Consider the following 24391-nt stretch of genomic DNA (forward strand, 5'->3'; position numbering starts at 1 on the left):
TGTTTTAAAGAGATACTCTTCTTCTTTACTTTACACCGAGATGCATTGCTGCAACTCCGCCTGTGTAAGGTTTTACTTCCACTTCTTTAAAACCGGCATCCCTGAACATCCGGGCAAGCTCCTTCATGCCCGGGAAATCTCTTGCAGACTCCTGGAGCCATGAATACTCGTCATAGCTTTTGGCAAACAGCTTTCCAAACAGCGGCATGATAAACCGGAAATAAGCGTAATATGCCTGTTTAAAGCCTATCATCGTCGGCTGTGAGGTTTCCAGGCAGACGACTTTCCCCCCCGGCTTGACTACACGGTGCATTTCTTTAAGGACTGTCATATAATCAGGAACATTTCTGAGTCCAAATCCGATTGTGACATAATCAAATGTATTGTCAGCAAAAGGCAGCTCCATCGCGTTTCCATGAATCAGTTCAATGTTTGAATGGGCTTTGATTTTTTCTCTTCCGATCTTCAGCATATTGTTGCTGAAATCAAGACCGACTGCCCTGCCTTCAGGACCGACAGCATCTGCCATGGCAATCGTCCAGTCTGCTGTCCCGCAGCATACATCAAGGGCTGCCGCTCCCTTTTTTACGTTCATTCGCTTCATCGTTTCCCTGCGCCATGCTATATGGCGCTGAAAGCTGATAACGGAATTCATTTTGTCATAGTTTTTGTAGATTTTCTCAAATACAGAGTGTACTCTTTCCTCTTTTGACTGCTGCATGTTATAACCCTTCTTCCGCAAGCGTAGTGTATCTCATCTCCTGATTATACTTAAAAGACTGCAGCCTCGCCAAGAGAACCTTCTGAAGAGAGGATGGCTGCTGAAAACTGCTTTCGATCAAGGCTGCCGTTTCTTCGAAATAACGGTTGCAGAACTCTTTTAAATAGACACCCGTCCATTCAATGGCACCGGCATTCTTTTTCTTTTTGGCAGAATCGCCTGTCCGGTGATGAGATTCTGAGCTGTATTTGCTTTTTTCCAGCAGGAGGCGTTTGTATGAAAGAAACGCAGTCGTAAGCCTTGAGAATATGCCGGCCTGTATGTAGTCTGACACATGCTCAAACAGGGAGGTTTCCACTTTAAGCAGGCTTGCTGTGAATGAATCAAAATCAGCCGCCGATTGTTCGTATAGACGGATTTTGTGTTCATTGATTTCTTTTATTGCCGTTGCTAACGTCCGAATCATTCCGATATCCTGCATTTCAGAAAGAAGTGCGTAATAGAGTCCGCTGAAATAATCCCCGGCAAGAACAATAAGCTGTCTCTGCTTGAACTCTTCCTGCCTGAGATGAGCAGACGTTGAGACTTCATCATGAGTATCAAGGGCAATTTGCACAAGCATCGCAGTAATGATGTAATTTTCTTTCTTTTCCTCCGGAAGATCCGTCTGATCAAACAGAGCATAAAAGAGAAGCAATTTATCTTCATCAATCATTGGAGAAGGTATATATTTCGCTAAAAATGGATGAGTGAGTTTTACATGTAATGCGTCTTTGATTTTAGCTAATTGTACATAGATGTCTTGCAAATGAATCACCCTTGTCCCCACGTAAGAAATTTTTTCGGAAAGCCAGCAATAGCAACAACGTTCGTGATGCTTAGTACTGATTATTATACCATAAGTGTGCCTCTCGGAGTATTATCTTCTGGAATCGCTCTCTATTTCTCCGTGGCCTGTCTGAATAAGCGCTTTGCCCCTGATTTTAATGGCAGATGTGTGCTCTGTAAATTGCGCAATCATCACTTCGCCTTTATCAAGCTTTTCAGAATGATGGAAGCGTGTATCCGACCCGCGCGTAAGCCCGATTACGTTTACTCCGTCTTCGATTGCTTTAATCACAAGGAAATCATTTGTATTGTCTCTCAAGCAGGTTCACCCCCGTTTTTATGTAGTTGCTTATTCTTTTATAAATGAAAGAACTTCGGCTCTGGCCGCAGGATCATTTGTAAAGACGCCTCTGACGGCTGATGTGATCGTTTTGCTGCCGGGCTTTTTGACGCCCCTCATTGTCATGCACATATGTTCTGCTTCCACGACAACCATAACGCCGTGCGGCTCCAGGGAATCGACAATGCTTTCTGCAATAGTTGATGTGATTCTCTCCTGCAGCTGAGGTCTTCTGCAAACGGCTTCAACTGCTCTTGCAAGCTTGCTCAGACCTGTTACTTTTCCGCCTTTAGGTATGTATGCTATATGCGCTTTTCCGAAGAAAGGGACGAGATGATGCTCGCACATGGAGTGAAAAGGGATATCTTTTACTAAAACGAGCTCTTCATGATCCTCGCCGAACACCGTTTTAAAATGTTCCTTTGGATCCTCATTAAGTCCTGAAAATACTTCCGCGTACATTTTTGCGACTCGTTTTGGAGTATCAAGCAGCCCTTCACGGTTAGGATCCTCACCTATTGCTTCAAGGATCAGCCTGACCGCCTCTTCGATCTGCTGTGTGTTGATTTGCCCCATACTTTTCCTCCCGGTAACAAGTTATTTGATACAGATTCTAGCACAGGTGAAAGATTAAAAGCAAAGAATGATGCACGCCCGCTCTGTCAGAATGAACTTCATGCAGGCTTCTTCATCTTTCTCAGCACAAAGGAAAAGCCCCTATAAAAGGGGCTGTCCATTTGTTGTGTATGTATTTTATGCATCATACACGGGTAAGAGCACATTATTTACCGGCTACAGCATCTTTAAGAGCTTTACCTGGTTTGAACGCAGGCACTTTGCTTGCTGCGATTTCGATTTCTTCTCCAGTTTGCGGGTTGCGTCCTTTACGAGCCGCGCGCTCACGTACTTCGAAGTTACCAAAACCGATCAATTGTACTTTATCACCGTTTTTAAGTGCATCCAAAAGTGTATCGAAAACAGCATCAACCGCTTTCGTTGCATCTTTCTTAGACAGTTCGCTAGCTTCTGCTACCGCGTTGATTAGTTCTGTTTTATTCATGCCTTTCACCTCCTCCCAAAGTTTGTTGTCAGATTCAGCATAAATCCATTCTGTTAAATTCATTTCTTCACAGATTCTGCGGAATCTATACATGATAGAAACGCATTTTACTGTGAACACGCTAATCTTATCCGATTAACGCCTGAAATTCAATGTTTTTCCGCATGAATAGTGGGTTTCAAGGAAGATTGCACCAATGCAGAAAATAATTTCTGATAGTAGATTAACACATCAGGTTTCGCTAAGCAAGGAGAAACCTCAAGAAAACCTTTATAAATCAGGCATTGAGGCCTCCCCAGGCGAACGTGCATTCTTGCCGGGACTCTATTTTACAAAAAAATGATGGGAGAAGCAAATACTATTTTAAAATATGTAACACCATACGCCGAACATGATTGTATATAAGGGGGTACGAAAGCGAATATTTTACTGAAATACATTTTTGTAACGTGTTTGTCATCTGGCTGAAAACTATTATTAAAGACAAAAAGACAGCCACCGAAAGTGGCCGTCATTTTGGTTGAGCTTATAGGATAATCGCGATTAAACCGCCTGATCCCTCGTTAATGATGCGTTCAAGCGTCTCTTTAAGTTTGTATCTTGCATTCTCAGGCATGAGTGACAGCTTCGCCTGAATGCCTTCTCTTACAATTGAGCTCAGGCTGCGGCCGAAGATATCTGAGTTCCAGATTGACAGCGGATTATCTTCGAAGTCCTGCATTAAGTACCGGACTAATTCCTCACTCTGCTTCTCTGTACCGATAATCGGCGCAAATTCAGACTCAACATCCACCTTGATCATATGGATAGAAGGAGCAACTGCTTTCAGGCGCACTCCAAACCTTGCACCCTGTCTGATGATTTCAGGCTCATCAAGGCTCATGTCGCTGAGAGCCGGTGCAGCAATGCCGTAGCCGGTCTGCTTTACCATTCTAAGGGCATCTGCGACTTGGTCGTATTCAGCTTTTGCATAGGCAAAATCCTGCATGAGCTGAAGGAGGTGATCCTTCCCTCTTATCTCAACACCTACGACTTCTTTTAAAATCTGATCATATAAATCATCCGGAGCATAGAGGTCAATTTCGGCAATTCCCTGACCCATCTCAATTCCGGCAAGGCTTGCACGGTCGATAAAGTCGTATTCACTGAAATAGCCGACGACTCTGTCCACATCTCTCAGTCTTTTAATATCCTGAACGGTATCTTTTACAGCTTCCTGGTAGCTTTCACGCAGCCAGTGGTTGTCGCGCAGAACCATTACCCAGCTCGGGAGATTGACATTAACCTCTAGCACAGGGAATTCATATAGCGCTTCGCGGAGGACGTTCATGACATCTGTTTCGCGAATGCTCTCCACACTCATTGCCAGTACAGGAATATCATACTTTTCACTGAGCTGTCTCCGGAGCGTCTCAGACTCAGGATGATACGGCTGGACCGTGTTGATAATCATGATGAACGGTTTGCCAACTTCTTTCAGCTCTTCAATCACGCGCTCTTCTGCTTCTACATAATCTCTTCTTGGAATTTCTCCGATTGAACCGTCTGTTGTAATGACGACGCCAATTGTGGAGTGCTCCTGAATCACTTTTCTTGTTCCGATTTCAGCTGCTTCATGAAACGGAATCGGTTCTTCGTACCAAGGCGTATTGATCATTCTCGGGCCGTTTTCATCTTCATATCCTTTTGCTCCCGGAACCGTGTACCCGACACAGTCCACCAGTCTGATATTAACGTCAAGCCCCTCTTCAACATGAATCGATACTGCTTGATTAGGGACAAATTTAGGCTCTGTTGTCATGATGGTTTTGCCTGCGGCACTTTGCGGCAGCTCATCCTGCGCGCGTGCCCGGTCAGACTCGTTATCAATATTCGGAAGCACAACCTGCTCCATGAATTTTTTGATAAATGTAGATTTGCCTGTTCTTACTGCTCCTACTACTCCAAGATAAATATCGCCGCCTGTGCGCTCTGCGATATCTTTGAAAATATCTACCTTTTCCAAGTGATCCCCTCCCGATCATAGGCTTCTTGGGTTATTGACCGTCTGCTTTTTCGTGTTTAGGACACTATATATTTATGACGTTGTCCTATTTCTTTATGACAGTGATCTGAAATTTTTTTCTCGGTTCATTTTATGAACAGGTTTTTTATAAATGAAAAACCCTTCTTTCAGAGTTTATTTCCCGAAAGAAGGGTTCATGACTTAATTATTCAAAAAGACAGGCTCATTTTTTTCATTAACGGTATATGGCAATGAAAAAGCAGGAACAAATGGAGAATCCTTCACAAGGACATTGCGGATATCTTCTCCAGCTTTGTATGCTTCCTTACCTTCGTTCAGCTTTTTGTACAGGTCAATCCGGTAATCGGCATATACCTCGCCTTTATTGTCAATCACAAACGGCAGTGACTCTCCCGAGTATGGGCTGACAGCTTGAGGAGCTTCTTTGTAGCCGAGTTTCTTATAGTCAAGAGTGAACACGTTTTCAGCGACTACATCCTTATATGGAGGATATCCGTTTGAAGCTTTATACACGTTCAGCCTTGTTTTAATATCCCGGATTGTCTCTGACATTCGGAGATCTATCAGCTTAACAGTCGGATTATTCTCTACATCAACAAGCACGTATAAATACACGCCGCCGTTTTCATAAGAAGTTCCCGGCGGTTCAGCCATGTATTTTGGAGCAATCTGGCTGAAGTCTACAGGGTATTTTTGATAGACAGGTGTTGTCATATCACGCGTTTTGATGGGAAGAAGGCCTCCTGAATCTTCTCTGAACCGGTCGACTGAATTCTGTACGGCCGCAATCTGATCCTCGTATGGAACCTGATTCTGATTCAGCTGATCCTCAGGGTAAAGACAGCCGGATAATAGCATAAGCATGGTAAAAACGGTTGCAAAAATAACAGGCTTTTTCATGAAAATCTTCCTTTATGTAGTGAATTCCTTATTCATTAACGGGGCCGCTGAACACAACAAAAAAGATCAGAAGTCCTGCAAGAATCATAAAAAAGTAGGCAATTGCGGCAAATGTGCCTTTTAAAAACCCTTTCATTTTAAATCTGCTTAAATAGATTGCGAGAATCGCGATAAACATAAATCCCATCGATGCAAGCGCAATCCACATTTTCATTAATGCTGGACTCATTTCTGGTTTTACCTCCCTATCGTTTCGAACATATTATAGCATATATTTCAAAAAGCGGAATTGCCTGGTTCAATGGCGAATGTTTTAACTTGATTCATTCAGCCTTCCCTCTTGATCAGAACGCAAAAAAACCGAAGTAAAGAGGGGGCAGCTCTACTTCGGTCATGCGTTTGCACCTGACTAATCGGTACCCATTGTTTAGAACAACTCATGATTTACTACGATGCATTTTATGCGAATATCAGAGCATTTGCATCCTCTAATGCCTAATTTCACTGAGAAATTCGCCAGAAAGGATACGTAAGTATACAGTTCAATGCTTTCATGTTTCACGTAATTGCACCTAGTGGTCCGTTTTCATGAGGTTGATGAATAGGCTTCACAAACTCAAGGTATAGTATGCAGCCCCAAACCCATGTGCCACAAGGTCAGCAGCGATTTTCGCTAATATTCACAAGATCTTCCATTTCATGTGTTTTCACTCTCGCCATCAGCGAGTCCACAGCGTCCTTCACTTCTTTCCCGTTAAAAAGAACGGCATATAGTGCTTCTGTGATCGGCATTTTCACATCAAATTTTTGAGCGAGCTGGTAAGCCGCTTTTGTTGTGCGCACGCCTTCAACGACCATGCCCATGTTTTCAAGAACATCTTCAAGCTTCTGGCCTTTTCCGAGAAGATTCCCCGCTCTCCAGTTTCGAGAATGAACGCTTGTGCAAGTTACGATCAGATCCCCGATTCCCGTCAGTCCTGAAAACGTAAGCGGATTGCCTCCCATGATGCTTCCGAGGCGGGCGATCTCAGCAAGTCCTCTAGTGATAAGAGCCGCTTTTGCGTTGTCCCCATATCCAAGGCCGTCTGTAATGCCTGCTGCAAGAGCAATAATATTTTTAAGCGCACCGCCGATTTCCACCCCGATGACATCAGGGTTCGTGTACACTCTGAAATGCTGATTCATAAACAGGTCCTGAACAAGCTCGGCAGCTGCAAGGTTATCAGATGAAGATGTGACAGTAGTCGGCTGCCTTAGCCCTACTTCTTCAGCATGACTTGGCCCGGACAGAACGACGACGTCCTGAAGGAGTTCTTCAGGAACTTCCTCTTTAATGATCTCAGAAATGCGCAGAAGACTGTCAGGCTCTATCCCTTTGCTTACGTGCACGATTGTCAGCTTATGGCTGATTACTTTAATGACATCCTGAAGAACTTCCCGTATGGCTTTTGTAGGAACAGCGAGAACGGCAATCTGCACATCCTGCAGGGTTTTTCTTAAATCAGTGCAGCCCTTGATGTTATCTGAAAGCTCTATATCAGGGAGATACTTTTGATTTTTATGCGTTTCATTAATTTCCTGAATTAATTCCTTGCGGTGACCCCATAATCTTACTTCGTGCTGATTATCTGCGAGAACAAGGCTTAAAGCAGTGCCCCAGCTTCCCGCGCCAAGAACGGCAATTCGCTGCATCTTCATTCACCTCTATTATTTTCTGGCCCGTGAAAAGATCTTGATCGGCGTGCCTTCAAATCCAAATGCATCCCTGATGCGGTTCTGAAGGAAGCGCTCATATGAGAAATGCATCAATTCGGGTTCATTGACAAAAATAGCAAACGCAGGCGGCTTGACTGCAACCTGAGTAGCGTAGTAAATTTTCAGTCGCTTGCCTTTATCTGTCGGCGCCGGATTCATAGCGACTGCATCCATGATGACATCATTCAATACAGTGGTCTGAACGCGCAGAGCGTGGTTTTCACTTGCACGCACAATTTGCGGAAGCAGTGTATGAATGCGGCGTGTCGTTTTTGCCGAAAGAAAAACAATCGGAGCATAATCAAGGAACTGGAAGTGGTCTCTGATCTTCACTTCAAAGTCCTTCATCGTTTTTTCATCTTTCTCAACAGCATCCCATTTGTTTACGACAATGACAACTGCTCGGCCTGCTTCATGGGCATAGCCTGCAATGCGTTTATCCTGCTCGATAATGCCCTCTTCCCCGTCAATGACGACAAGAACGACATCCGAGCGGTCAATGGCCTTAAGGGCACGCAGCACGCTGTATTTTTCCGTTGATTCGTATACTTTCCCTTTTTTCCTCATACCAGCCGTATCGATGATCACGAAGTCCTGTCCTTCGTAGCGGTAGCTTGTATCGACCGCATCACGGGTAGTGCCGGCAATGTTGCTGACGATTACGCGCTCTTCACCAAGCAGGGCATTAACAAGGGAAGATTTCCCGACATTCGGGCGACCGATAAGGGAGAACTTAATGGTTTCCTCATCATATTCCTCTGTAATAAGGTTCTTGAAATGCTCTGCCACAGCATCAAGCAAATCACCTAGGCCCAGGCCGTGGGAGCCTGAGATCGGAAACGGCTCGCCGAACCCAAGCGCATAAAAGTCATAAACACTCGCTCTCATATCAGGGTTATCGACTTTGTTTACAGCCAGAACGACAGGCTTTTTGCTGCGGTAAAGAATCTTTGCGACTTCTTCATCTGCAGCTGTGACACCTTCGCGGCCGTTCGTCATAAAGATGATGACGTCAGCTTCATCAATCGCGATTTCCGCCTGCTGGCGGATCTGTGCGAGAAACGGTTCGTCGCCGATGTCAATACCGCCTGTATCAATCACATTAAACTGGTAGTTCAGCCATTCTCCTGAACTGTAAATTCTGTCACGTGTTACTCCTGGGATGTCTTCAACGATAGATACACGTTCACCGACAATCCGGTTAAAAATTGTTGATTTGCCGACGTTTGGGCGTCCAACAATTGCAATTACGGGTTTAGCCATAGCGATCTTTCCTTTCAGCTTACAATTTACGTATTTATGTTAAACAGGCAGCATCAGTCTCATTTTCTGTACAATAAGCTTTTTCAAAAAACTCAGGCTGTACATTTGCAGCCTTTCTGACCATGATAACAAGACTCTGGGAAGAGCCTTCATGAAAGAAACCCTTCTCTTTTAGGAAGGGCTTAACTTTTATATATTAGCAGAGATTAGCATGTTGTACAACTCAATGCTTGACAATTATGTAAAGATCCTCGCCGATTCCATGGGCAATGCCATCCAGGATGGCTTCAAGATTCTTTGCGAAAAAATCCATTTCTTCCTTGTCTTTCACAATAAATACAGCCGTCCCTCCTGCTACCTTCGCGGGGTTGGTCGTCACTGCAGCGAGTATATACTTTTCAAGAGCTGTGTTCACTTGACCGACCTGCCTTCTTTATTTGCTTTTGATTCACTTGGCATGCGAATGGCATTTTCGAGGGTAGGAACTTCCCCGATGACGGTTTTTGCAAGGTCTTTGTCTCCGCCCTGGGGAAGAACAAAAACACCAAGACGGCCGTCATCAAGGTCTCTTTTTGCCAGCGGAACAAGGGAAGGCTCTCCTGAATCGCGATGAACGCCGAGGGCTGTAGACACATCATGAAGGATTGCCTGCCTCTGACCCAGATTGGCGATTGTATTTCTGGCGTTGTAATTTTTTGGAGTCAGCACAAAGCCCATACCGTATTTCAATACAGCTTCCTGTTTGTCTGGAACCCCGATGTTCATAATATAAATATTATCCACATAAAGTCCGGCCCCTTCAAAATGGGGCGCTACATATTCGATGTCCACGATATCTTTAATCTTGCTTCCCGCCATCAATTTTTTCGACACGAGCAGGCAAATGACGCCTGATGCAAGTGCAGCCCAAACATTCAGCGCCAAATAGACAAGCGTAACAACTAAAGATGTAAAGATCACGAGATAATTGCGGCTTTCAAAGGCGACGGCAATTCCTTCAATATAAGTAGCCCCGCGGGGCACAAGTTCATAGCCGTCAAGCTCTGTTAATGTATTGCGCTCCATGTTTCTTACTTCCCTGAACTGTGAAGCTGCAAGGGTTAAAAACGTGATGGCTGTAAATTCTTCTTCCATGATTGCCGGAATCGCGATTGTGCCAAGGCCGGCCGCTATGACTCCAAGCGCCACATGAATGATTTTCCCGTGAAGATAGGTGGGATACTGCCTGTAATCAGTCCGAAGCATATAAAGTCTTGTAAAAACCCCAAATGCTACACCAAAAATGATCGGTAACGTATATTCATTCATCCTATGCCTGCTTCCCCCTTGCTGCTTTTTGCAGAGTTTGATTCAAGGCAGCCATTGCCGCTTCCACGCCGGTCCACGTGCAGACAGCGAGAAGACTGACAGCCGCCATATTCATGTAGTCATAGGATCCGATGGCAAGGCCGCTGTAAAACCTGCTTAAGATCCCATAGAACAGGACATCTCCATGGGCTATTGCAACAAATAAGAAGCCTAAACGTTCATGGATACTTTTCCCAAGATAAATCGCTAATATACTTAAAAGACCCGTAACGACATAAAACCTGTCGACCGCAAACCAGACCGGATCAAACAGTTCCACTAAATGAACAGCTGCATAGGCTGCCGACATCGTCATCACTGACAGAAAAGAATAGAGCTTTCTGGGTGACTTCGAGATAAGATAATACCCCGTCAGCAAGGTCAGAACAAACGGCACACTGACCGTAAATGGATAGACCTGTGCCGTCATCTCTCCTGTTATGATGAATGTCAGCAGCAAAAAGGAAAGAAAGGTTCGCTTTGCAGATTTTTTCATTAAAAACACCGCTATAATCCATGCTCCCCACAAAATCCAATAGTAAAATACGTTCTCCACTCTTCTCACTCCTATTTCTACCAGTATGGCTGCATTTTTACCTCTTTAATCCAAAATACCGGCAAAAATTTTGCTGATGAAGCAAGCTGCATTGAGTCATACTAAGCCATAAAAGGAGGGAAAAACACATGGGACGCGACAGACAGGAAAAGAAATTGAAACAAAGCGGACGAGTGGAATCTGACAGAGATCAATCGTTAACTTATAAAGGCGCTGCATCACTTGAAAGTCCGGAAGAATCGAGAGCCAGAAATAAATAAGGTTTTATATATGCAAAAATCCGCATCTCTGCTTAGAGATGCGGATTACTTTATTTCCTGATTATTCGATTGCTCCATGCTTTTGTATCTGCATTCCGTTCGGAAAGGTAATGGTGGGTAAACCCTGATATAATGACCGGCGCTTCCTGAAGCTGTTTGACGCTTTCAGCACCGAGGGCAGCCATGATCATTTTCAATTCTTCCTGAACATTTTTTATTTCAAGAACGAGTGCTTCATAGCCGTCTTCAATCAGGATCTTTAAAAAGAAGCCTGCCATGCCGGCTCCAGACGCACCTAGGGCGACAGCTTTTGCGATATCCATCGCATCCTGAATGCCTCCTGAACCGATGATGGAAACATCTTTCACCGAAGACGCAATCTCTGCGATTGACGCCGCCGTTGGAATGCCCCAATCATTAAAGCTTTCAAGAAGCCTGCTTCTCCGCTCATTTTCAATTCTGGCAAAATTCGTTCCGCCATAGCCGCCGACATCAATGGCTTTCACACCTGCATCCGCAAGTTTTGAAGCTGCTTCACGGTTTATGCCGAAGCCCACCTCTTTTACAAAGACGGGTACATCCACTGCCTCTGCAATAGCAGAAATCCGGTTTAACGCCCCTGAAAAGTCACGATCTCCTTCTGGCATCACAAGTTCCTGCACAACATTAAGATGGATTTGAAGAGCATTTGCTTCAATCATGTCAATTGCCGTTTTCGCCTGGTCAGGCGTTGCCTCGCTGCCGAGATTGGCAAACAGGACGCCTTTTTGATTCACCTTGCGGACAATTTCATAGGATTCCCGTTCAGAGGGATTTCTTATCGCCGACATTTGCGATCCAACTGCAACAGGGATCCCGCATTCAGCAGCCGCAGAAGATAATGCTTCATTAATCTTAACTGTTTCAGAACCGCCTCCGCCTGTCATCGCATTGATAAAAATTGGCGAACTTAAGACAAGTCCGCCAATTTCAGTATGCATATCAATGTGATGAACAGCTGTATCAGGCAAGCTTTGATGAAGAAACAGGATGTCGCTGAATCCATTATTACGCTTTTGTCCTGTTTTTAAAGCATGTTGAATATGGTCAATCTTTCGCTTAGCTCTGCTCACAGTCATCACCGTTTACTTTTTTAATTTGTTTAATTGATCACCGATCATCTCACCAAGCTGGAAGCCGGATGATTCTTCTTTCGCCTGATAATTGCGGTAGTCTTCTTCGTCCGCTTTTTCAGGTTCTTCAAGCTCCCGGATGCTTAGGGAGATGCGCTGTTCGTTCTCATTGACATCAAGCACTTTAACCTGAACGCTCTCGTTTTCAGAAAGAACTTCATGAGGTGTGCCGATGTGCTTGTTTGAGATCTGGGAGATATGGACAAGGCCTTCTACTCCAGGAAGAATTTCAACAAATGCTCCGAAAGAAACAAGACGTTTTACTGTACCCTCAACAACGTCTCCCGCTTTCACCTGGCTTGTAATATTCTCCCATGGTCCAGGCAGGGTTTCTTTGATGGAAAGAGAAATCCGCTCGTTGTCACGGTCGACAGAAAGGACTTTGACCTGGACCTTCTGCCCTTCTTCAACAACTTCGGAAGGCTTGTCAACATGATTGTGCGAAAGCTGTGAAATGTGGACAAGACCGTCAATTCCGCCGATATCGACGAAAGCACCGAAATCAGTGAGGCGCTGGACAGTGCCTTCCAGCACTTCTCCCGCTTTGATCATGTCAAGACGCTGCTGTTTTTTCTCACCCTGCTCTTTTTCTACGACCGCACGGTGAGACAGAATGACGCGGTTTTTCTCACGGTCAATTTCAACAACCATAAGAGAAAGCGTTTTGCCCCTGTAGTCAGAAAAATCTTCGACGAAATGTGATTCCACTAAAGACGCCGGTATGAATCCTCTGACACCGAGGTCTACAACAAGACCGCCTTTTACAACGTCTTTCACTTCCGCGTCAAACACTTCTTTTGATTCAAATTTAGCCTGAAGCTGATCCCAGGCAAGATCTGCATCTATCGCTCTTTTTGAAAGGATGAGGGCTTCATCCTCAACTTTTGTTACTTTCAGCTGCAATTCCTCATTTTCACTTACAACATCGGAAGCTTTTTCAACGTGCAGACTGGACAATTCACTGATTGGAATTATGCCTGTATGCTTTACGCCGTCAATTTCAACAATTACCTGTTTGTCTTCTACTTTGGTAACGATCCCTTTAAGGACATCACCGACTTCCGGTGTTTTTACTTCTACATCATTCATGTCTTCAACCATTCCAATTACCTCCTTGGTCACAACCCACGACTTAGTTGGATATGTATGAAATCACTTTTTAGAATAAAGTGAAAATACTCTTTTTACTAACTTCTAATAAATGCTACATTTTGTCAAGTAGTTAGACTCTTAAGATTGATGTTTTTCGAGCAATTCAGCAATTTTCGACATAATCAGTTCTGTAGCCTCATCTGCGGACGTTTTCTTCTCGCGGAGCGGAGCAAAATCGATCGGTGGACCGAAATAAACCCTTACTTTCTGAAAAGGCTTGTAGGTGCCGATAATGGCACACGGGACGATGCTTGCATCTGATTTCAGCGCAAAGAATCCTGCGCCGGCCAGTCCCTTTCCAAGCTTGCCGTCCTTGCTCCGTGTTCCTTCCGGAAACAGGCCGAGCACTCCGCCGTCTTTCAGGACATTGAGCCCTTTCCTGATGGCTTCCCTGTCGCTCATTCCTCTTTTAACCGGGAATGAGCCGACTTTCCTAACTATACCCCCAAGAACCGGCACCCGAAACAATTCTTCTTTCGCCATAAAATGCACCTGTCTCGGCGCGCAGATTCCGACGGTCGGGGGATCCAGATTGTCAATATGGTTTGAACAGAGAAGAACAGCGCCGTCTTTTGGAAAGTGTTCTTTCCCGTGAATTTCAATCCTGTACAGCGGAAAAAAAACCGACGCGACAACACCCTTGGCAAATTGATAAAAACTCATCCGCATCAAAGCCTCTCTTGGACAATTTTTTTAATTTCATCTACAACTCCCTGAATGGAGAGAGAGGTTGTATCGATTTCAACTGCATCCTCTGCTTTTTTCAGCGGGGCTACTTCTCTTTCTGAATCAAGCTTGTCTCTTCTTTCAATCTCAAGTTCAAGCTGCGCAAGATCAGAGGTAAAGCCCTTAGAAAGATTTTCTTCATGCCTTCTTTTTGCGCGCTCAGTAACAGAAGCGCGAAGGAAAATTTTCACTTCCGCATTCGGCAGCACGTGCGTTCCGATATCCCTGCCGTCCATGACCACTCTTCCGTTTACAGCCATATCCTGCTGGCGTTTCACCATTTCTTCCCGCACGGATGCATGCTTGGCCGCAATGGATACAGAGTTTGTCACTTCATGTGAACGGATTTGTTCTGTGACATTTTCCCCATTCACAAAAACAAGCTGGCCGCTTTCACTTGGAACTAGTTCAATATGTGCATCCGAAAGAATTTCTTTAACAGCTGCTTCATTTTCAAGGTCCTCATTTTTCTTAAGGACCATGTATGTGAGTGCTCTGTACATAGCTCCCGTGTCAATATATAAATATGAATAATCTTCTGCAAGTATTTTCGCAACTGTACTTTTGCCTGCAGCAGCAGGGCCGTCAATTGCAATAGAAATAGTACGTTCCATAGTTCCTCCTCGCGTAGTTTACCAGATTCTTAGCCTGAGCCGCTCTGGCAGGCTTTTTAGAACAAACAAAAAAGAATGCAGGTTTACTTGTCCTGCACACTGGATTGTTTGAACGTTTCAAGCCATTCGCTGATTGTCAGTTTGTTTACACCTTCATATTGTACCACACGCGAGATGTGAGGCTGCAAACCAGGATTTGTCAGGGCAGCCTGCGCGCACAGGAGCAATATCAGATGGATCATGATTAGTTTAAAGAGTATTCTCTCTGCCCGTTTCATCTACTTATCAAACTCCGTTTTTACCATTAGTATGGTGCAGGAGCGCGGGTCTTATTCGGCTGCAGTCTTCTTTTTCTTCAGAAGCAGCTCCTGGTCGAAGCAATACTGCAGCAGCTGTTTCCGGTCAGTTTCTGTCATATCCGTAAATTCCAGGGCCGCTATGCCCGATTTGCCGGCATTTATTACGTTCGCCTGAATTTTCGCGTACTGGATACTGCCGTTTTGGAAATGGAGAGAAAGCCACATCCATACTTGATCATTTTCATTAAGCCCTGCGTTTGCAGGCACCTTCACGGCGGCTCCACCTGCACTTAAATCCACGGTTAAGGCTGTAAAAGGCTTAAAAGCATCAGATACAGAATGAATGGCGGCATCGGCATCTGTTTCAACTCTTACATATTCTCTTCTTTGCACTTTTGTAAAGCCATTCTGTTCAGGAAGCGTAAAAGCAAGCATTGGAATACTTTCTTTTTTTCTGTGAAGAAGAACAGACTGAAACAAATATGCCTGCCCATGCTGTGAAAAAAAGGCGTTTATTTCTGTTCCATTTAAAAGAAAGGTCGTTTTGCCTGTTTCGTCATTAATCGGATAATCGGTATATAAGACCCGGTCCTTTAGATCGACTACCCGGCATCTTAATCTTGCCGCATCCCCGCCCTGCACTTCAATATACAGTGTATCTCCAATTGCCAGCACATGATCACACTCTTTCATTCTCTCTTCTTTTATTAAATCATGTAATAAAAAAAAGGAAAAGCCTTATTCTGCTTTTCCTTCTGAAAAAAATCCTCCTAAATTTCCTGATAAATCGGTTCGGAGTTATCCAGTTTTTCAACCTTTTCTTCTGAACCGTCTTCAGCGTTCACAAAGATCCGGTACGTGTCATTCTCCATCGTTCCCAAGAACTCGTAGCAGAGAACTTCTTCTCCGAGCTCATTTGTGATGATGGCGAGTCTGTCTTCCTGAACCATCAGATTCGGATTCACAAAGCCCTTAGCCTCTTCTGTGCTGAGCTTTGCCTTAGGAATTTCGCGTTTTCTGTGAGAGGCAAGATAATCCCTTGCAGAAAAACCGATGACTTTGCCGTCATCAAGCGCCACTTTCATGCGGATTGCATCAGGGTACAGCCTTACGTTTTCATAGACGGAAACAAAGGAAAAGATTCCGATGTTCTCAAACTGTGCGCTTTCGTAAAGAATGAGATCTGAAAAACCTTGATCTTTCAAGAATTTGGCCGCGTTGTTTGAAGCCTCATTCAGGCTGATCTTCGGTTGTGCCACTTTGCGGTTTTGAAGCAGCCAGATAGGATATCCGCCTTTTTTCGTGATATCAAGATAGATCTCCGATTTCTTTTTAGGGTCATTGACCGATACACTGTAAAATTCAAGGGGAGATCCTTTTCCATTTGGAGTCACTTTCATATTTCCCGTAGAGCCTGGAACAAATTTTTCGACAATTTTCGGAACTTCTTTTTCAGTAATGACTTTACCTTTTAAATGATTAAAGCCTTCCTCTTCTTTTTTTACTGAAGTAAACGACGGGTCAAAGTCTGTGCTTGAGTAAGCATTCACATTTTTTTCAACCGTTTTAAATCCGTTAATAATCGTGTTATCCTGCTTTTCTTCACCTGCAGCAAGGGCAAGCTCTACATCCATCCAGCGCAGGTTATTATCAATAACCATATGCTGAACATTCCGCAGCTCTTTTTGAATATCTTCTGATTTTGCATACAGCTGCTTTAAAGTTGCGTATTCCTGATCTGAAAGCGGTTCTTTGTCAAGGTCTCTGACTGCTGTGCGGTAGCTGAAATCAGAAATGCTTGCGAGAAATTCCTCTGTTTTATTGAACGGCAGCAGAGTCAGCGGAAGCTGTCCTACATCTGAATGTGCTTCTGATGTGATTCTCCAGACTTCAACAAGACCGGGAGAAAGTGATTTTCTTGAATTCATGGCAAGAGTTGCGCCGATTTTATCATGCAGCTGGTCCACTTGATAGGTCAGGTCATGGAAAGCCCTCTGATAATTGTTTTCTGCATGTATCAGCACGGCATTTTTCTCCTGATGCTCTTTATAGCCCCAATAAGCCGTTCCGACAACACCAATTGTAAGTATTGCGATCAAAATCCCTCTGATCATTTTGTTCACCTCTTAATTACAGAATATGTGCTTTCCAATCTGTTTAATTTGAGGACGTCCCCAAATCCATCCGCTTGTCGCTGTATCAGGGTTAAAGTAATAAATGGCCCCTTCAGTCGGATCCCATCCATTAATCGCATCCATGACTGCTTTTTTAGCTGTATCGTTTGGTGTCAGCCAAATCTGGCCGTCAGCTACAGCTGTGAACGCCCGCGGTTCAAAAATAACGCCTGACACCGTATTCGGGAATGTTGCGCTGTCCACCCGGTTGATGATAACCGCTGCAACCGCTACCTGTCCGATATAAGGTTCGCCGCGTGCTTCCCCGTATACGGCATTAGCCATCAGCTGAATGTCATTTTGTGAAAATCCTTCCGGCATATTGACGGCCGTTGTTTTTGCTTTGCTTTGTGATTTAGGCTGAGCCTGCTTCTTTGGCTGTGCCTGCTGCTTCTGCTGAGGTGCCTGCGCTTTTGGCTGCTCTTTTTGCTGAGCCTGGCCTGCAGGCGCTTTTTGGCCGCCTTTTTTTCCATAGGTCGCTTTGAGCTTCGCCTTATATTCCTTTGAAGGAGCAACCTGTCTGTCGAGCGGCACGCCGCCATAATGAGTGAAATCTTTTCCTTTGTTCAACTGTCTGTGGACAAAATCACGGTAGTATTTTGTAGTCTGTGACAATTTATGCTTCGTTGCTTCTCCGACCAGACCATCAATCTCTTTCAGCCCAAATTCGTATTGAAAATTGCGCACCGCCCAATATGTGCTCCACCCATACACCCCGTCAATTGAACCGTTATAATAGCCGTTGTACTGCAATCTTGCCTGCAGTTCCACAACATCATCGCCAACAGCGCCTTTTTGAATCACTTGATCCGAAAACGCATGGGCTTCATTTTGATTAAAAATCGTTAATTGAAAAACAAGGGCAATCATCACTGCACCCGCCGTCATCCAAATGAAACGTTTTTTCTGCATGCTGCTGCCTCCTCATGATTGATGAATTTCCTTACAACGTATTTTTTGTTGTAATTGGTATTTTATACAGCATGTTTAGAAGTTCTGTTCATTTAGAGGTGAAATGGAAATGGCAATTCAGCTGTAATCCTGGTGCTGAACCGAACTTTCCGCAGGGGGCGCAATGCGCAAATAAAGCAATCCTGGTGCAGGATTGCTTTTACGGATCCGTATTTTATTGTTTTAAAGCCACTGCATACTTATTATGTTTAATCATTCTCGCTTTTTTTGCTTTATGCAGGGAAAACCACCAGAGACATAGCATAAATGGCACCATATAAAGCGGCCAGAGCTTGTGGGCAACAAGGATATAGTCATACAATCCATGCAAAATGACGGGAACCATTAACGAAAAAAGAATCCATTTTCTTTTTTCCGAGAGCTCGGAAAACTTTCCTTTTCCCATGTAATAGCCCATAATCACGCCAAATAATGCATGGCTCGAAACGGGAAGCAGCGCGCGGCCGACGGCAAATTCAAGTCCGTTTCCGACTAAGTATAAAATATTTTCAAGTGTAGCAAAGCCCAGTGATGAAGCGACCCCGTACACTATGCCGTCGTAATGTTCATCAAAATGAACATGCGGATAGATGGTCACAAATAAAATAAACCATTTAAAAAATTCTTCCAAAAGTCCGCTCGAGAAAAAAGCCAGCAGCACCTTTGAGTCAATGATCTGTTCCGTCTCAAGCACATACTGAATAAACATGATCGGAAAAACAAGCAGCGCCCCGAAGGCAAATGACCGGAACACCATATAAATCGGCTCTGCTTCATATTGGTCCTTTAAATAGAAATAACTTAAAATGGCTAAGCCAGGGGCTATGCCGGCAGAAATAATGGCAATCATCCGCAGGCCTTCTTTCTTCAAAATTCTTCTATTTATAATGGTATCATGTTATCGTAAAATTGAAAATGAATTGAGAGAAAAGATATTGAACAACCGGAGGGGCTTATGAAACATATTTTTGTCATCCATACAGGCGGAACCATTTCGATGAGCGAAGATGAAACAACCGGCGAGGTCAAGCAGGGAGAATCCAATCCGCTGCTTAAGCATTTGCTTACGTTTAACGATATTGTGATTACTTCAAAAGAACTTTTTTATCTGCCTTCACCGCACATCACGCCAAAAGAAATGCTCGAACTTAAAGAAACGATTGAAAAAGCATGTCAAAAAGATCAAATAGATGGAATTGTGATTACACACGGAACGGACACATTGGAGGAAACAGCCTACTTTCTTGATTTAACTCTTAATGTACGGATTCCTGTCGTCATAACAGGCGCCATGCGCTCAAGCAATGAGCTCGGGTCGGACGGGCTGTATAACCTTATTTCCTCTATTCAGGTGGCTGCGAGCACTGAAGCTGCAGATATGGGCGTGCTTGTCGTAATGAATGATGAGGTGCACTCGGCAAAAAACGCTACCAAGACCCACACCAGCAACGTTGCTACCTTCCAGAGTCCTCAGTACGGACCCATTGGAATTGTCAACAAGCGCGGAGTGGCTTTTCATCACAAACCTGTAAACCGCACTCATCTTAAAGCCGATCATCTGACGAAACAGGTCATGCTTCTTAAAGCTTATGCAGGGATGGACGACACAATTTTAAAGGCAATCGCCGAAGTGAAGCCTGACGGTCTTGTCATTGAAGCGCTTGGACAGGGCAACCTTCCGCCAACCTTAATGCCTGCACTTGCTAAGCTTATGAATGCAGGCGTCAAAATTGTCATTGTTTCGAGATGCTTTAACGGCATTGTTCAGGATATTTATTCTTATGAAGGCGGAGGAAAAACACTGAAAGAAGCCGGCATTATCTTCAGCAACGGCCTGAACGGGCAAAAAGCCCGCCTGAAACTGATGATTGCTCTTGAGACAACACAGGATGCAGGCGAACTTCAGAAGATTTTTTCCTTTTAAAGAACCAGACAAAAAAAAGACATCACCTTATGGAGTGATGTCTTTTTTTGCTGCGATGTTTTCTGCAATCAGTCCGCCATGGAACCGTCCGTTTTCAATAAAGATTTCATTTGCGTTATTCCCGGCTGCAATGACGCCCGCAATATAAATGCCCGCTTCGTTTGTTTCCATCGTTTCTTCTGAAAAAGCAGGACGTCCCGTAGCGGGATCAATGTCCACACCCATTTTTGTCAGGAAAGAATGATCCGGATGATAGCCTGTCATCGCAAAGACAAAATCATTTTGGATCGTCACTTCTTCTTTGCAGTCTTTTTCATAGACAACTGTATCCTCTGTTATCCGCTTTAAGAGTGAATTAAATTCCATTTTAATGGTTCCGTTTCTGACAAGCGCTTCAAATTCAGGGAGAATCCAAGGCTTAACGCTTGGCGAATACGAACCGCCCCTGTAAATAACCGTGACTCTGGCCCCTGAGTGCACCAGTTCAAGCGCCGCATCGACGCTTGAGTTTTTTCCGCCCACAACGACGACATCTTTATCAAAAAATGGATGACCCTCTTTAAAGTAGTGAAACACCTTTGGAAGGTCCTCACCCTCAATGTTCATATAGTTAGGATGATCATAATACCCGGTTGCGACAATGATGTAATCTGCATTGTATGTATCCTTTGATGTTGAAACATTAAAGGACTTGCCTTCCTTTGTTACGCCTGTCACTTTTTCAAAGGCGTGAATTCTCAGACTGCTGCGCCTTACGACATCACGGTAATAGGCAAGCGCCTGAATTCTGTAAGGCTTCCTGTTTTCAGTAATAAACGGAATGCCTCCAATTTCCAGCTTCTCGGCTGTACTGAAAAAAGTCTGGTGTGTAGGATAATGATAAATAGAATTAACAATATTTCCTTTTTCTATAATAAGGGCATCGATCCCTTTTTCTTTTAAAGCAAGTGCCGCCGCAAGTCCGCATGGACCTCCTCCGATAATGATGACCTCTTCTTTTTTCACCATGTTCACTCCTGAATTTCTAGTTTTTGCTACATGCAAAAAAATCTCCTACCGGTAATGATAGGAGATTTCTTGAACAGTTGCAAACAATTAACTTAAATCCAGCCTCTAAACCTTGATGCTTCCGCCATTTTGCGGACACCAACCATGTAGGCAGCAAGGCGCATATCGACTCGTCTTGTCTGTGACGCATCGTAGATATTATTGAAGGATTTGACCATAACCTTTTCGAGCTTTTCCTCAACTTCTTCTTCCGTCCAGTAGTAGCCCTGATTATTCTGAACCCACTCAAAGTATGAAACCGTAACACCGCCGGCACTTGCAAGCACATCAGGAACGAGCAGAATGCCGCGGTCAGTCAGAATTTGAGTCCCTTCAATCGTTGTTGGCCCGTTCGCCGCTTCAACAACGATGCTTGCGCGGATGAGATGGGCGTTTTCTTCAGTAATCTGGTTTTCAATCGCTGCCGGTACAAGAATGTCGCAATCAAGCTCAAGCAGCTCTTTATTTGTAATCGTATCATTAAATAACTTTGTCACAGTACCAAAACTGTCTCTGCGGTCAAGAAGGTAGTCGATATCAAGACCATCAGGATCGTGAAGACCGCCGTATGCATCAGAGATTCCAATGACTTTGGCTCCTGCATCATGCATGAATTTCGCAAGGTAGCTTCCCGCATTTCCGAAGCCCTGCACGACAACCCTCGCGCCTTTCAGCTCAATGCCCTTTTTCTTCGCGGCTTCATGAATACAAATTGTTACACCTTTAGCAGTAGCTGATTCACGTCCGTGCGAACCTCCAAGAACAAGAGGCTTCCCTGTAATAAATCCAGGAGAGTTAAATTCATCGATGCGGCTGTATTCATCCATCATCCAGGCCATAATCTGTGAATTAGTAAAAACATCCGGTGCCGGAATATCTTTTGTCGGTCCGACAATCTGGCTGATTGCTCTTACATAGCCGCGGCTGAGCCGCTCGAGCTCACGGAATGACATATCACGGGGATCGCAGACGATTCCGCCTTTTCCTCCGCCGTATGGCAAGTCAACAATTCCGCACTTCAGGCTCATCCAGATTGACAGCGCTTTAACTTCAGTTTCGGTTACTCCAGGATGGAAACGGATTCCGCCCTTTGTAGGCCCTACTGCATCATTATGCTGCGCGCGATAGCCAGTAAAAATTTTAACTGAACCATCATCCATTCGAACAGGTATTTTTACCGTCATCATTCTCATCGGCTCTTTTAGTAATTCATACACTTCTTCAGGATAACCCAGCTTCTCCAGGGCTTTATGTATCACCGTTTGTGTTGATTTCAGCACATCATGCTTTTCTCGTTTATGATTGGTGCTCTTTTCGGCTACCATCGAGTAAACCTCCTACTGTCTCTTCAGGATGGGTGGAATGTCCACCTTTCATGACATAGTATACACCTTTGGCCCTTTTCTGCAAAGTAGAAATAGCGAAAAGAAAACGTATTTTTGTAAGCGATTTCAATGAAGTGGAGGATATGGATAAAACAGGATTCAAACACATAAGTATAGTTCGAAAGCTTAGAATAGTAAGACATCTTCATTGAAAGAAAAACCCGAAGTCTTTAAGACTGCGGGTTCTTCTTCCAGTAATAGGAATACAGCTTTTCTACAGCGAAGTCTTCAAGCAGGCACTTGCCATACTCATGTAAGTAATGGATGGATATCATCGATGGATTCCCGTATTCTGCGATAATGGATACAAGCGTATCAACATGTATTGGCTGGTGTTCGTCGAGTATAAGAAAAAAACGGTTTTGGTATGAATAGACCGTTCCTTCCTTCAGACCCTGAGAATAAAGAGCATTTGTCAGCTGGATAATGTCTTCAAATTCATGAAATTCATAGACAATGTCGTAATTCTGATCAAGCTTCACCTGCATTTCAATATAGTCATCCGCATAATCTTCATCGGATTCTTCTTCTTCATGGTTTTTGGTGACGATGATCACCATGCCTTGCGCCTGAAGAGAATAAACCTCTACAGCAATCGGGCCGCTCGCTTCAAATCCAAGCTCCTCACTTGCTTCGTCCATCATTTCCCTGAAAAGCTGATGCACTTTCAGAGAATCTTTCCATAAGTCTTCCTTTGTCAGTCCTCTGTCCATTAAATCATCTATGGTTAAGAAGATTTTGATCTTGTTATAGTTCAATCGCTCTAGCCGCATCCCTTACCCTCCTGCCGTCAGAACGTACTTTTTTCTTTATCATATGAATTGCAGGCGGGATGGTTCGCCTGATTTTCCAGCAAGTTTACACCAATCGGACAGGTTTAGAGAAGCAAAATGGTTCAGACAGACAGACGTTCTTTCAGCCAGGTGTCCCACTCTTCTTTTGTATTGCCGACAAACATGGATTCATATGGCTTCAGATCATCTCTTGAAACCTTATTAAAGCCGTTTCCACCGAGTCCTATTATCAGGTGTTCATGCTTTCCTCTGAGTTCACCTGCAGATGCGATTGTCTTTTCTACATTTTCCTGCAGAGTACAGGAGTAGAAAAGAAATTTCGGGTTCACTTCACCCAGAACAATATCGATATCTCCGTCAGCAATGCTTGTCCCTAAATAAATGACCTCAAACCCTTTTCTCCGCAGATAGAGGGTGAAGATCAACAGGCCAAGTTCATGCCATTCGCCCGGTCCGCATACGGAGACCACTTTTGGAAGCAGTCCGTTTACCGGAAGAGTATGAAGGATGATGCCGATTCTTGATCTGAGAAAAGATGAAGCAAAGTGCTCATGGGCAGATGTAATTTTTCCGTTTTCCCACAGATCTCCTATTTTAACAAGCAGTGTTCCGAGGATATCGATAAGCACTTTATCAATCGAGTAAAGGCTGAAGGCTCTGTTAAGCAGCTCATGGGCGGTGTTCTCATCAAAAGACAGCAGCGCAGTCAGAAGCTCCTCCGTTAAATCCATCGACCGGTCGGACACGTCAGGTGCCGCTGAGACGCTGACAGAGTCTTCTGAAGGCAGTTCGCTGTGTTCAAGAAGATTGACAGCCTGGCTGATCGTAAACCCTTTATTCACCTTTGTGATCAGCCATTTTAAAATTTTTATGTGTTCTTCTGTATATAAGCGGTGGCCGGAATCATTTCTGACCGGTGCAATCATGTTATAGCGTCTTTCCCAGGCTCGGAGGGTTCCCGGCTGGATTCCAAGCATTTTGGAGACTGCCTTTATGTTGTATTTGCCTTCTTGACTGGACATATCAAATCCTCCAATTACAAAAATCACTGTAATCAAAGTATATAGGATTAAACACCTTGTGTAAACTTTGTATAA

General features: G+C 44.2%; 28 protein-coding genes. 2 read left to right on the forward strand and 26 right to left on the reverse strand.

All coding sequences use genetic code 11. From position 1 onward, the window contains the following. Window positions 1-25 precede the first annotated feature (25 nt). The 13 genes from ACK1LH_RS12840 to ACK1LH_RS12900 form a co-directional block, all read right to left on the reverse strand. The gene (locus ACK1LH_RS12840) at window positions 26-721 is read right to left on the reverse strand and encodes a demethylmenaquinone methyltransferase (RefSeq protein WP_029280249.1); all 696 of its coding nucleotides are present in this window, start codon (window positions 719-721) and stop codon (window positions 26-28) included. Window position 722: 1 nt separating this feature from the next. Continuing rightward, the gene (locus ACK1LH_RS12845; RefSeq protein ID WP_051827265.1) at window positions 723-1538 is read right to left on the reverse strand and encodes a heptaprenyl diphosphate synthase component 1; all 816 of its coding nucleotides are present in this window, start codon (window positions 1536-1538) and stop codon (window positions 723-725) included. Window positions 1539-1640: 102 nt separating this feature from the next. Next, window positions 1641-1868: a trp RNA-binding attenuation protein MtrB gene (mtrB, locus tag ACK1LH_RS12850; protein WP_411333270.1), complete on the reverse strand. Its 228-nt coding sequence runs from the start codon at window positions 1866-1868 to the stop codon at window positions 1641-1643. Window positions 1869-1898: 30 nt separating this feature from the next. Next, a complete protein-coding gene (gene folE / locus ACK1LH_RS12855; protein WP_029280243.1) occupies window positions 1899-2465 on the reverse strand; it encodes a GTP cyclohydrolase I FolE in 567 nt (188 codons plus the stop codon). Between the two features lie 205 nt (window positions 2466-2670). Then, the gene (gene hbs / locus ACK1LH_RS12860) at window positions 2671-2949 is read right to left on the reverse strand and encodes a non-specific DNA-binding protein Hbs (protein ID WP_029280242.1); all 279 of its coding nucleotides are present in this window, start codon (window positions 2947-2949) and stop codon (window positions 2671-2673) included. A 526-nt stretch (window positions 2950-3475) separates the two neighbouring features. Further along, window positions 3476-4954: a stage IV sporulation protein A gene (spoIVA, locus tag ACK1LH_RS12865; RefSeq protein WP_029280240.1), complete on the reverse strand. Its 1479-nt coding sequence runs from the start codon at window positions 4952-4954 to the stop codon at window positions 3476-3478. A gap of 201 nt (window positions 4955-5155) precedes the next feature. After that, the gene (locus tag ACK1LH_RS12870) at window positions 5156-5875 is read right to left on the reverse strand and encodes a hypothetical protein (protein ID WP_411333272.1); all 720 of its coding nucleotides are present in this window, start codon (window positions 5873-5875) and stop codon (window positions 5156-5158) included. 28 nt (window positions 5876-5903) lie between these two features. Further along, the gene (locus ACK1LH_RS12875) at window positions 5904-6104 is read right to left on the reverse strand and encodes a DUF2768 domain-containing protein (RefSeq protein WP_029280236.1); all 201 of its coding nucleotides are present in this window, start codon (window positions 6102-6104) and stop codon (window positions 5904-5906) included. A 428-nt stretch (window positions 6105-6532) separates the two neighbouring features. Beyond that, window positions 6533-7567: an NAD(P)H-dependent glycerol-3-phosphate dehydrogenase gene (locus ACK1LH_RS12880; protein WP_411333273.1), complete on the reverse strand. Its 1035-nt coding sequence runs from the start codon at window positions 7565-7567 to the stop codon at window positions 6533-6535. A 15-nt stretch (window positions 7568-7582) separates the two neighbouring features. After that, complete coding sequence (gene der, locus ACK1LH_RS12885) at window positions 7583-8893, reverse strand: ribosome biogenesis GTPase Der (protein ID WP_029280232.1); 1311 nt, start codon at window positions 8891-8893, stop codon at window positions 7583-7585. A 223-nt stretch (window positions 8894-9116) separates the two neighbouring features. Continuing rightward, window positions 9117-9308, reverse strand: a complete 192-nt coding sequence (locus tag ACK1LH_RS12890; protein ID WP_029280230.1) for a capping complex subunit for YIEGIA — start codon at window positions 9306-9308, stop codon at window positions 9117-9119. Continuing rightward, window positions 9305-10201, reverse strand: a complete 897-nt coding sequence (locus ACK1LH_RS12895) for a YIEGIA family protein (RefSeq protein ID WP_029280228.1) — start codon at window positions 10199-10201, stop codon at window positions 9305-9307. The genes ACK1LH_RS12890 and ACK1LH_RS12895 overlap by 4 nt, the downstream gene beginning before the upstream one ends. Window position 10202: 1 nt before the next feature. After that, window positions 10203-10796 (reverse strand): hypothetical protein, encoded by a 594-nt coding sequence (locus tag ACK1LH_RS12900; protein ID WP_029280226.1) that lies wholly within the window; start codon window positions 10794-10796, stop codon window positions 10203-10205. A gap of 128 nt (window positions 10797-10924) precedes the next feature. Here ACK1LH_RS12900 and ACK1LH_RS12905 point away from each other — a divergent pair, with 128 nt between their 5' ends. Next, the gene (locus ACK1LH_RS12905) at window positions 10925-11056 is read left to right on the forward strand and encodes a YpzI family protein (protein ID WP_081414146.1); all 132 of its coding nucleotides are present in this window, start codon (window positions 10925-10927) and stop codon (window positions 11054-11056) included. Between the two features lie 50 nt (window positions 11057-11106). Here ACK1LH_RS12905 and fni read toward each other — a convergent pair whose 3' ends face one another. The 9 genes from fni to prsW form a co-directional block, all read right to left on the reverse strand. Further along, complete coding sequence (fni, locus tag ACK1LH_RS12910) at window positions 11107-12168, reverse strand: type 2 isopentenyl-diphosphate Delta-isomerase (RefSeq protein WP_029280225.1); 1062 nt, start codon at window positions 12166-12168, stop codon at window positions 11107-11109. Window positions 12169-12180: 12 nt separating this feature from the next. Further along, the gene (gene rpsA, locus ACK1LH_RS12915) at window positions 12181-13329 is read right to left on the reverse strand and encodes a 30S ribosomal protein S1 (RefSeq protein WP_029280223.1); all 1149 of its coding nucleotides are present in this window, start codon (window positions 13327-13329) and stop codon (window positions 12181-12183) included. Between the two features lie 129 nt (window positions 13330-13458). Continuing rightward, window positions 13459-14043: a lysophospholipid acyltransferase family protein gene (locus ACK1LH_RS12920; RefSeq protein WP_029280221.1), complete on the reverse strand. Its 585-nt coding sequence runs from the start codon at window positions 14041-14043 to the stop codon at window positions 13459-13461. Between the two features lie 5 nt (window positions 14044-14048). Next, entirely contained in the window at window positions 14049-14720 is a 672-nt protein-coding gene (gene cmk / locus ACK1LH_RS12925; RefSeq protein ID WP_029280219.1) for a (d)CMP kinase, read from the reverse strand. Between the two features lie 83 nt (window positions 14721-14803). Then, window positions 14804-14998, reverse strand: a complete 195-nt coding sequence (locus ACK1LH_RS12930; RefSeq protein ID WP_029280217.1) for a DUF5359 family protein — start codon at window positions 14996-14998, stop codon at window positions 14804-14806. 51 nt (window positions 14999-15049) lie between these two features. Then, a complete protein-coding gene (locus ACK1LH_RS12935) occupies window positions 15050-15694 on the reverse strand; it encodes a flagellar brake protein (protein WP_029280215.1) in 645 nt (214 codons plus the stop codon). 95 nt (window positions 15695-15789) lie between these two features. Further along, a complete protein-coding gene (gene ypeB, locus ACK1LH_RS12940) occupies window positions 15790-17133 on the reverse strand; it encodes a germination protein YpeB (protein WP_029280213.1) in 1344 nt (447 codons plus the stop codon). Between the two features lie 12 nt (window positions 17134-17145). Continuing rightward, window positions 17146-18063, reverse strand: a complete 918-nt coding sequence (sleB, locus tag ACK1LH_RS12945) for a spore cortex-lytic enzyme (protein ID WP_029280212.1) — start codon at window positions 18061-18063, stop codon at window positions 17146-17148. A gap of 256 nt (window positions 18064-18319) precedes the next feature. Beyond that, window positions 18320-18994, reverse strand: a complete 675-nt coding sequence (gene prsW / locus ACK1LH_RS12950; protein WP_029280210.1) for a glutamic-type intramembrane protease PrsW — start codon at window positions 18992-18994, stop codon at window positions 18320-18322. A 105-nt stretch (window positions 18995-19099) separates the two neighbouring features. Here prsW and ACK1LH_RS12955 point away from each other — a divergent pair, with 105 nt between their 5' ends. After that, window positions 19100-20068 (forward strand): asparaginase, encoded by a 969-nt coding sequence (locus ACK1LH_RS12955; RefSeq protein WP_411333277.1) that lies wholly within the window; start codon window positions 19100-19102, stop codon window positions 20066-20068. A 27-nt stretch (window positions 20069-20095) separates the two neighbouring features. Here the strand turns inward: ACK1LH_RS12955 and ACK1LH_RS12960 are convergent, their stop codons facing one another. The 4 genes from ACK1LH_RS12960 to ACK1LH_RS12975 all read right to left on the reverse strand — a co-directional run bounded on the left by ACK1LH_RS12960 (window position 20096) and on the right by ACK1LH_RS12975 (window position 24316). Further along, complete coding sequence (locus ACK1LH_RS12960) at window positions 20096-21073, reverse strand: YpdA family putative bacillithiol disulfide reductase (protein WP_029566060.1); 978 nt, start codon at window positions 21071-21073, stop codon at window positions 20096-20098. 95 nt (window positions 21074-21168) lie between these two features. Then, window positions 21169-22440: a Glu/Leu/Phe/Val family dehydrogenase gene (locus tag ACK1LH_RS12965; protein WP_029280204.1), complete on the reverse strand. Its 1272-nt coding sequence runs from the start codon at window positions 22438-22440 to the stop codon at window positions 21169-21171. A 230-nt stretch (window positions 22441-22670) separates the two neighbouring features. Then, window positions 22671-23273: a genetic competence negative regulator gene (locus ACK1LH_RS12970; protein WP_411333281.1), complete on the reverse strand. Its 603-nt coding sequence runs from the start codon at window positions 23271-23273 to the stop codon at window positions 22671-22673. Window positions 23274-23395: 122 nt separating this feature from the next. After that, window positions 23396-24316: a MerR family transcriptional regulator gene (locus tag ACK1LH_RS12975; RefSeq protein WP_411333282.1), complete on the reverse strand. Its 921-nt coding sequence runs from the start codon at window positions 24314-24316 to the stop codon at window positions 23396-23398. Window positions 24317-24391: the final 75 nt, after the last annotated feature.

Source organism: Metabacillus indicus (assembly GCF_046603695.1).
GTDB classification, from domain to species: Bacteria; Bacillota; Bacilli; order Bacillales; family Bacillaceae; genus Bacillus_P; species Bacillus_P indicus.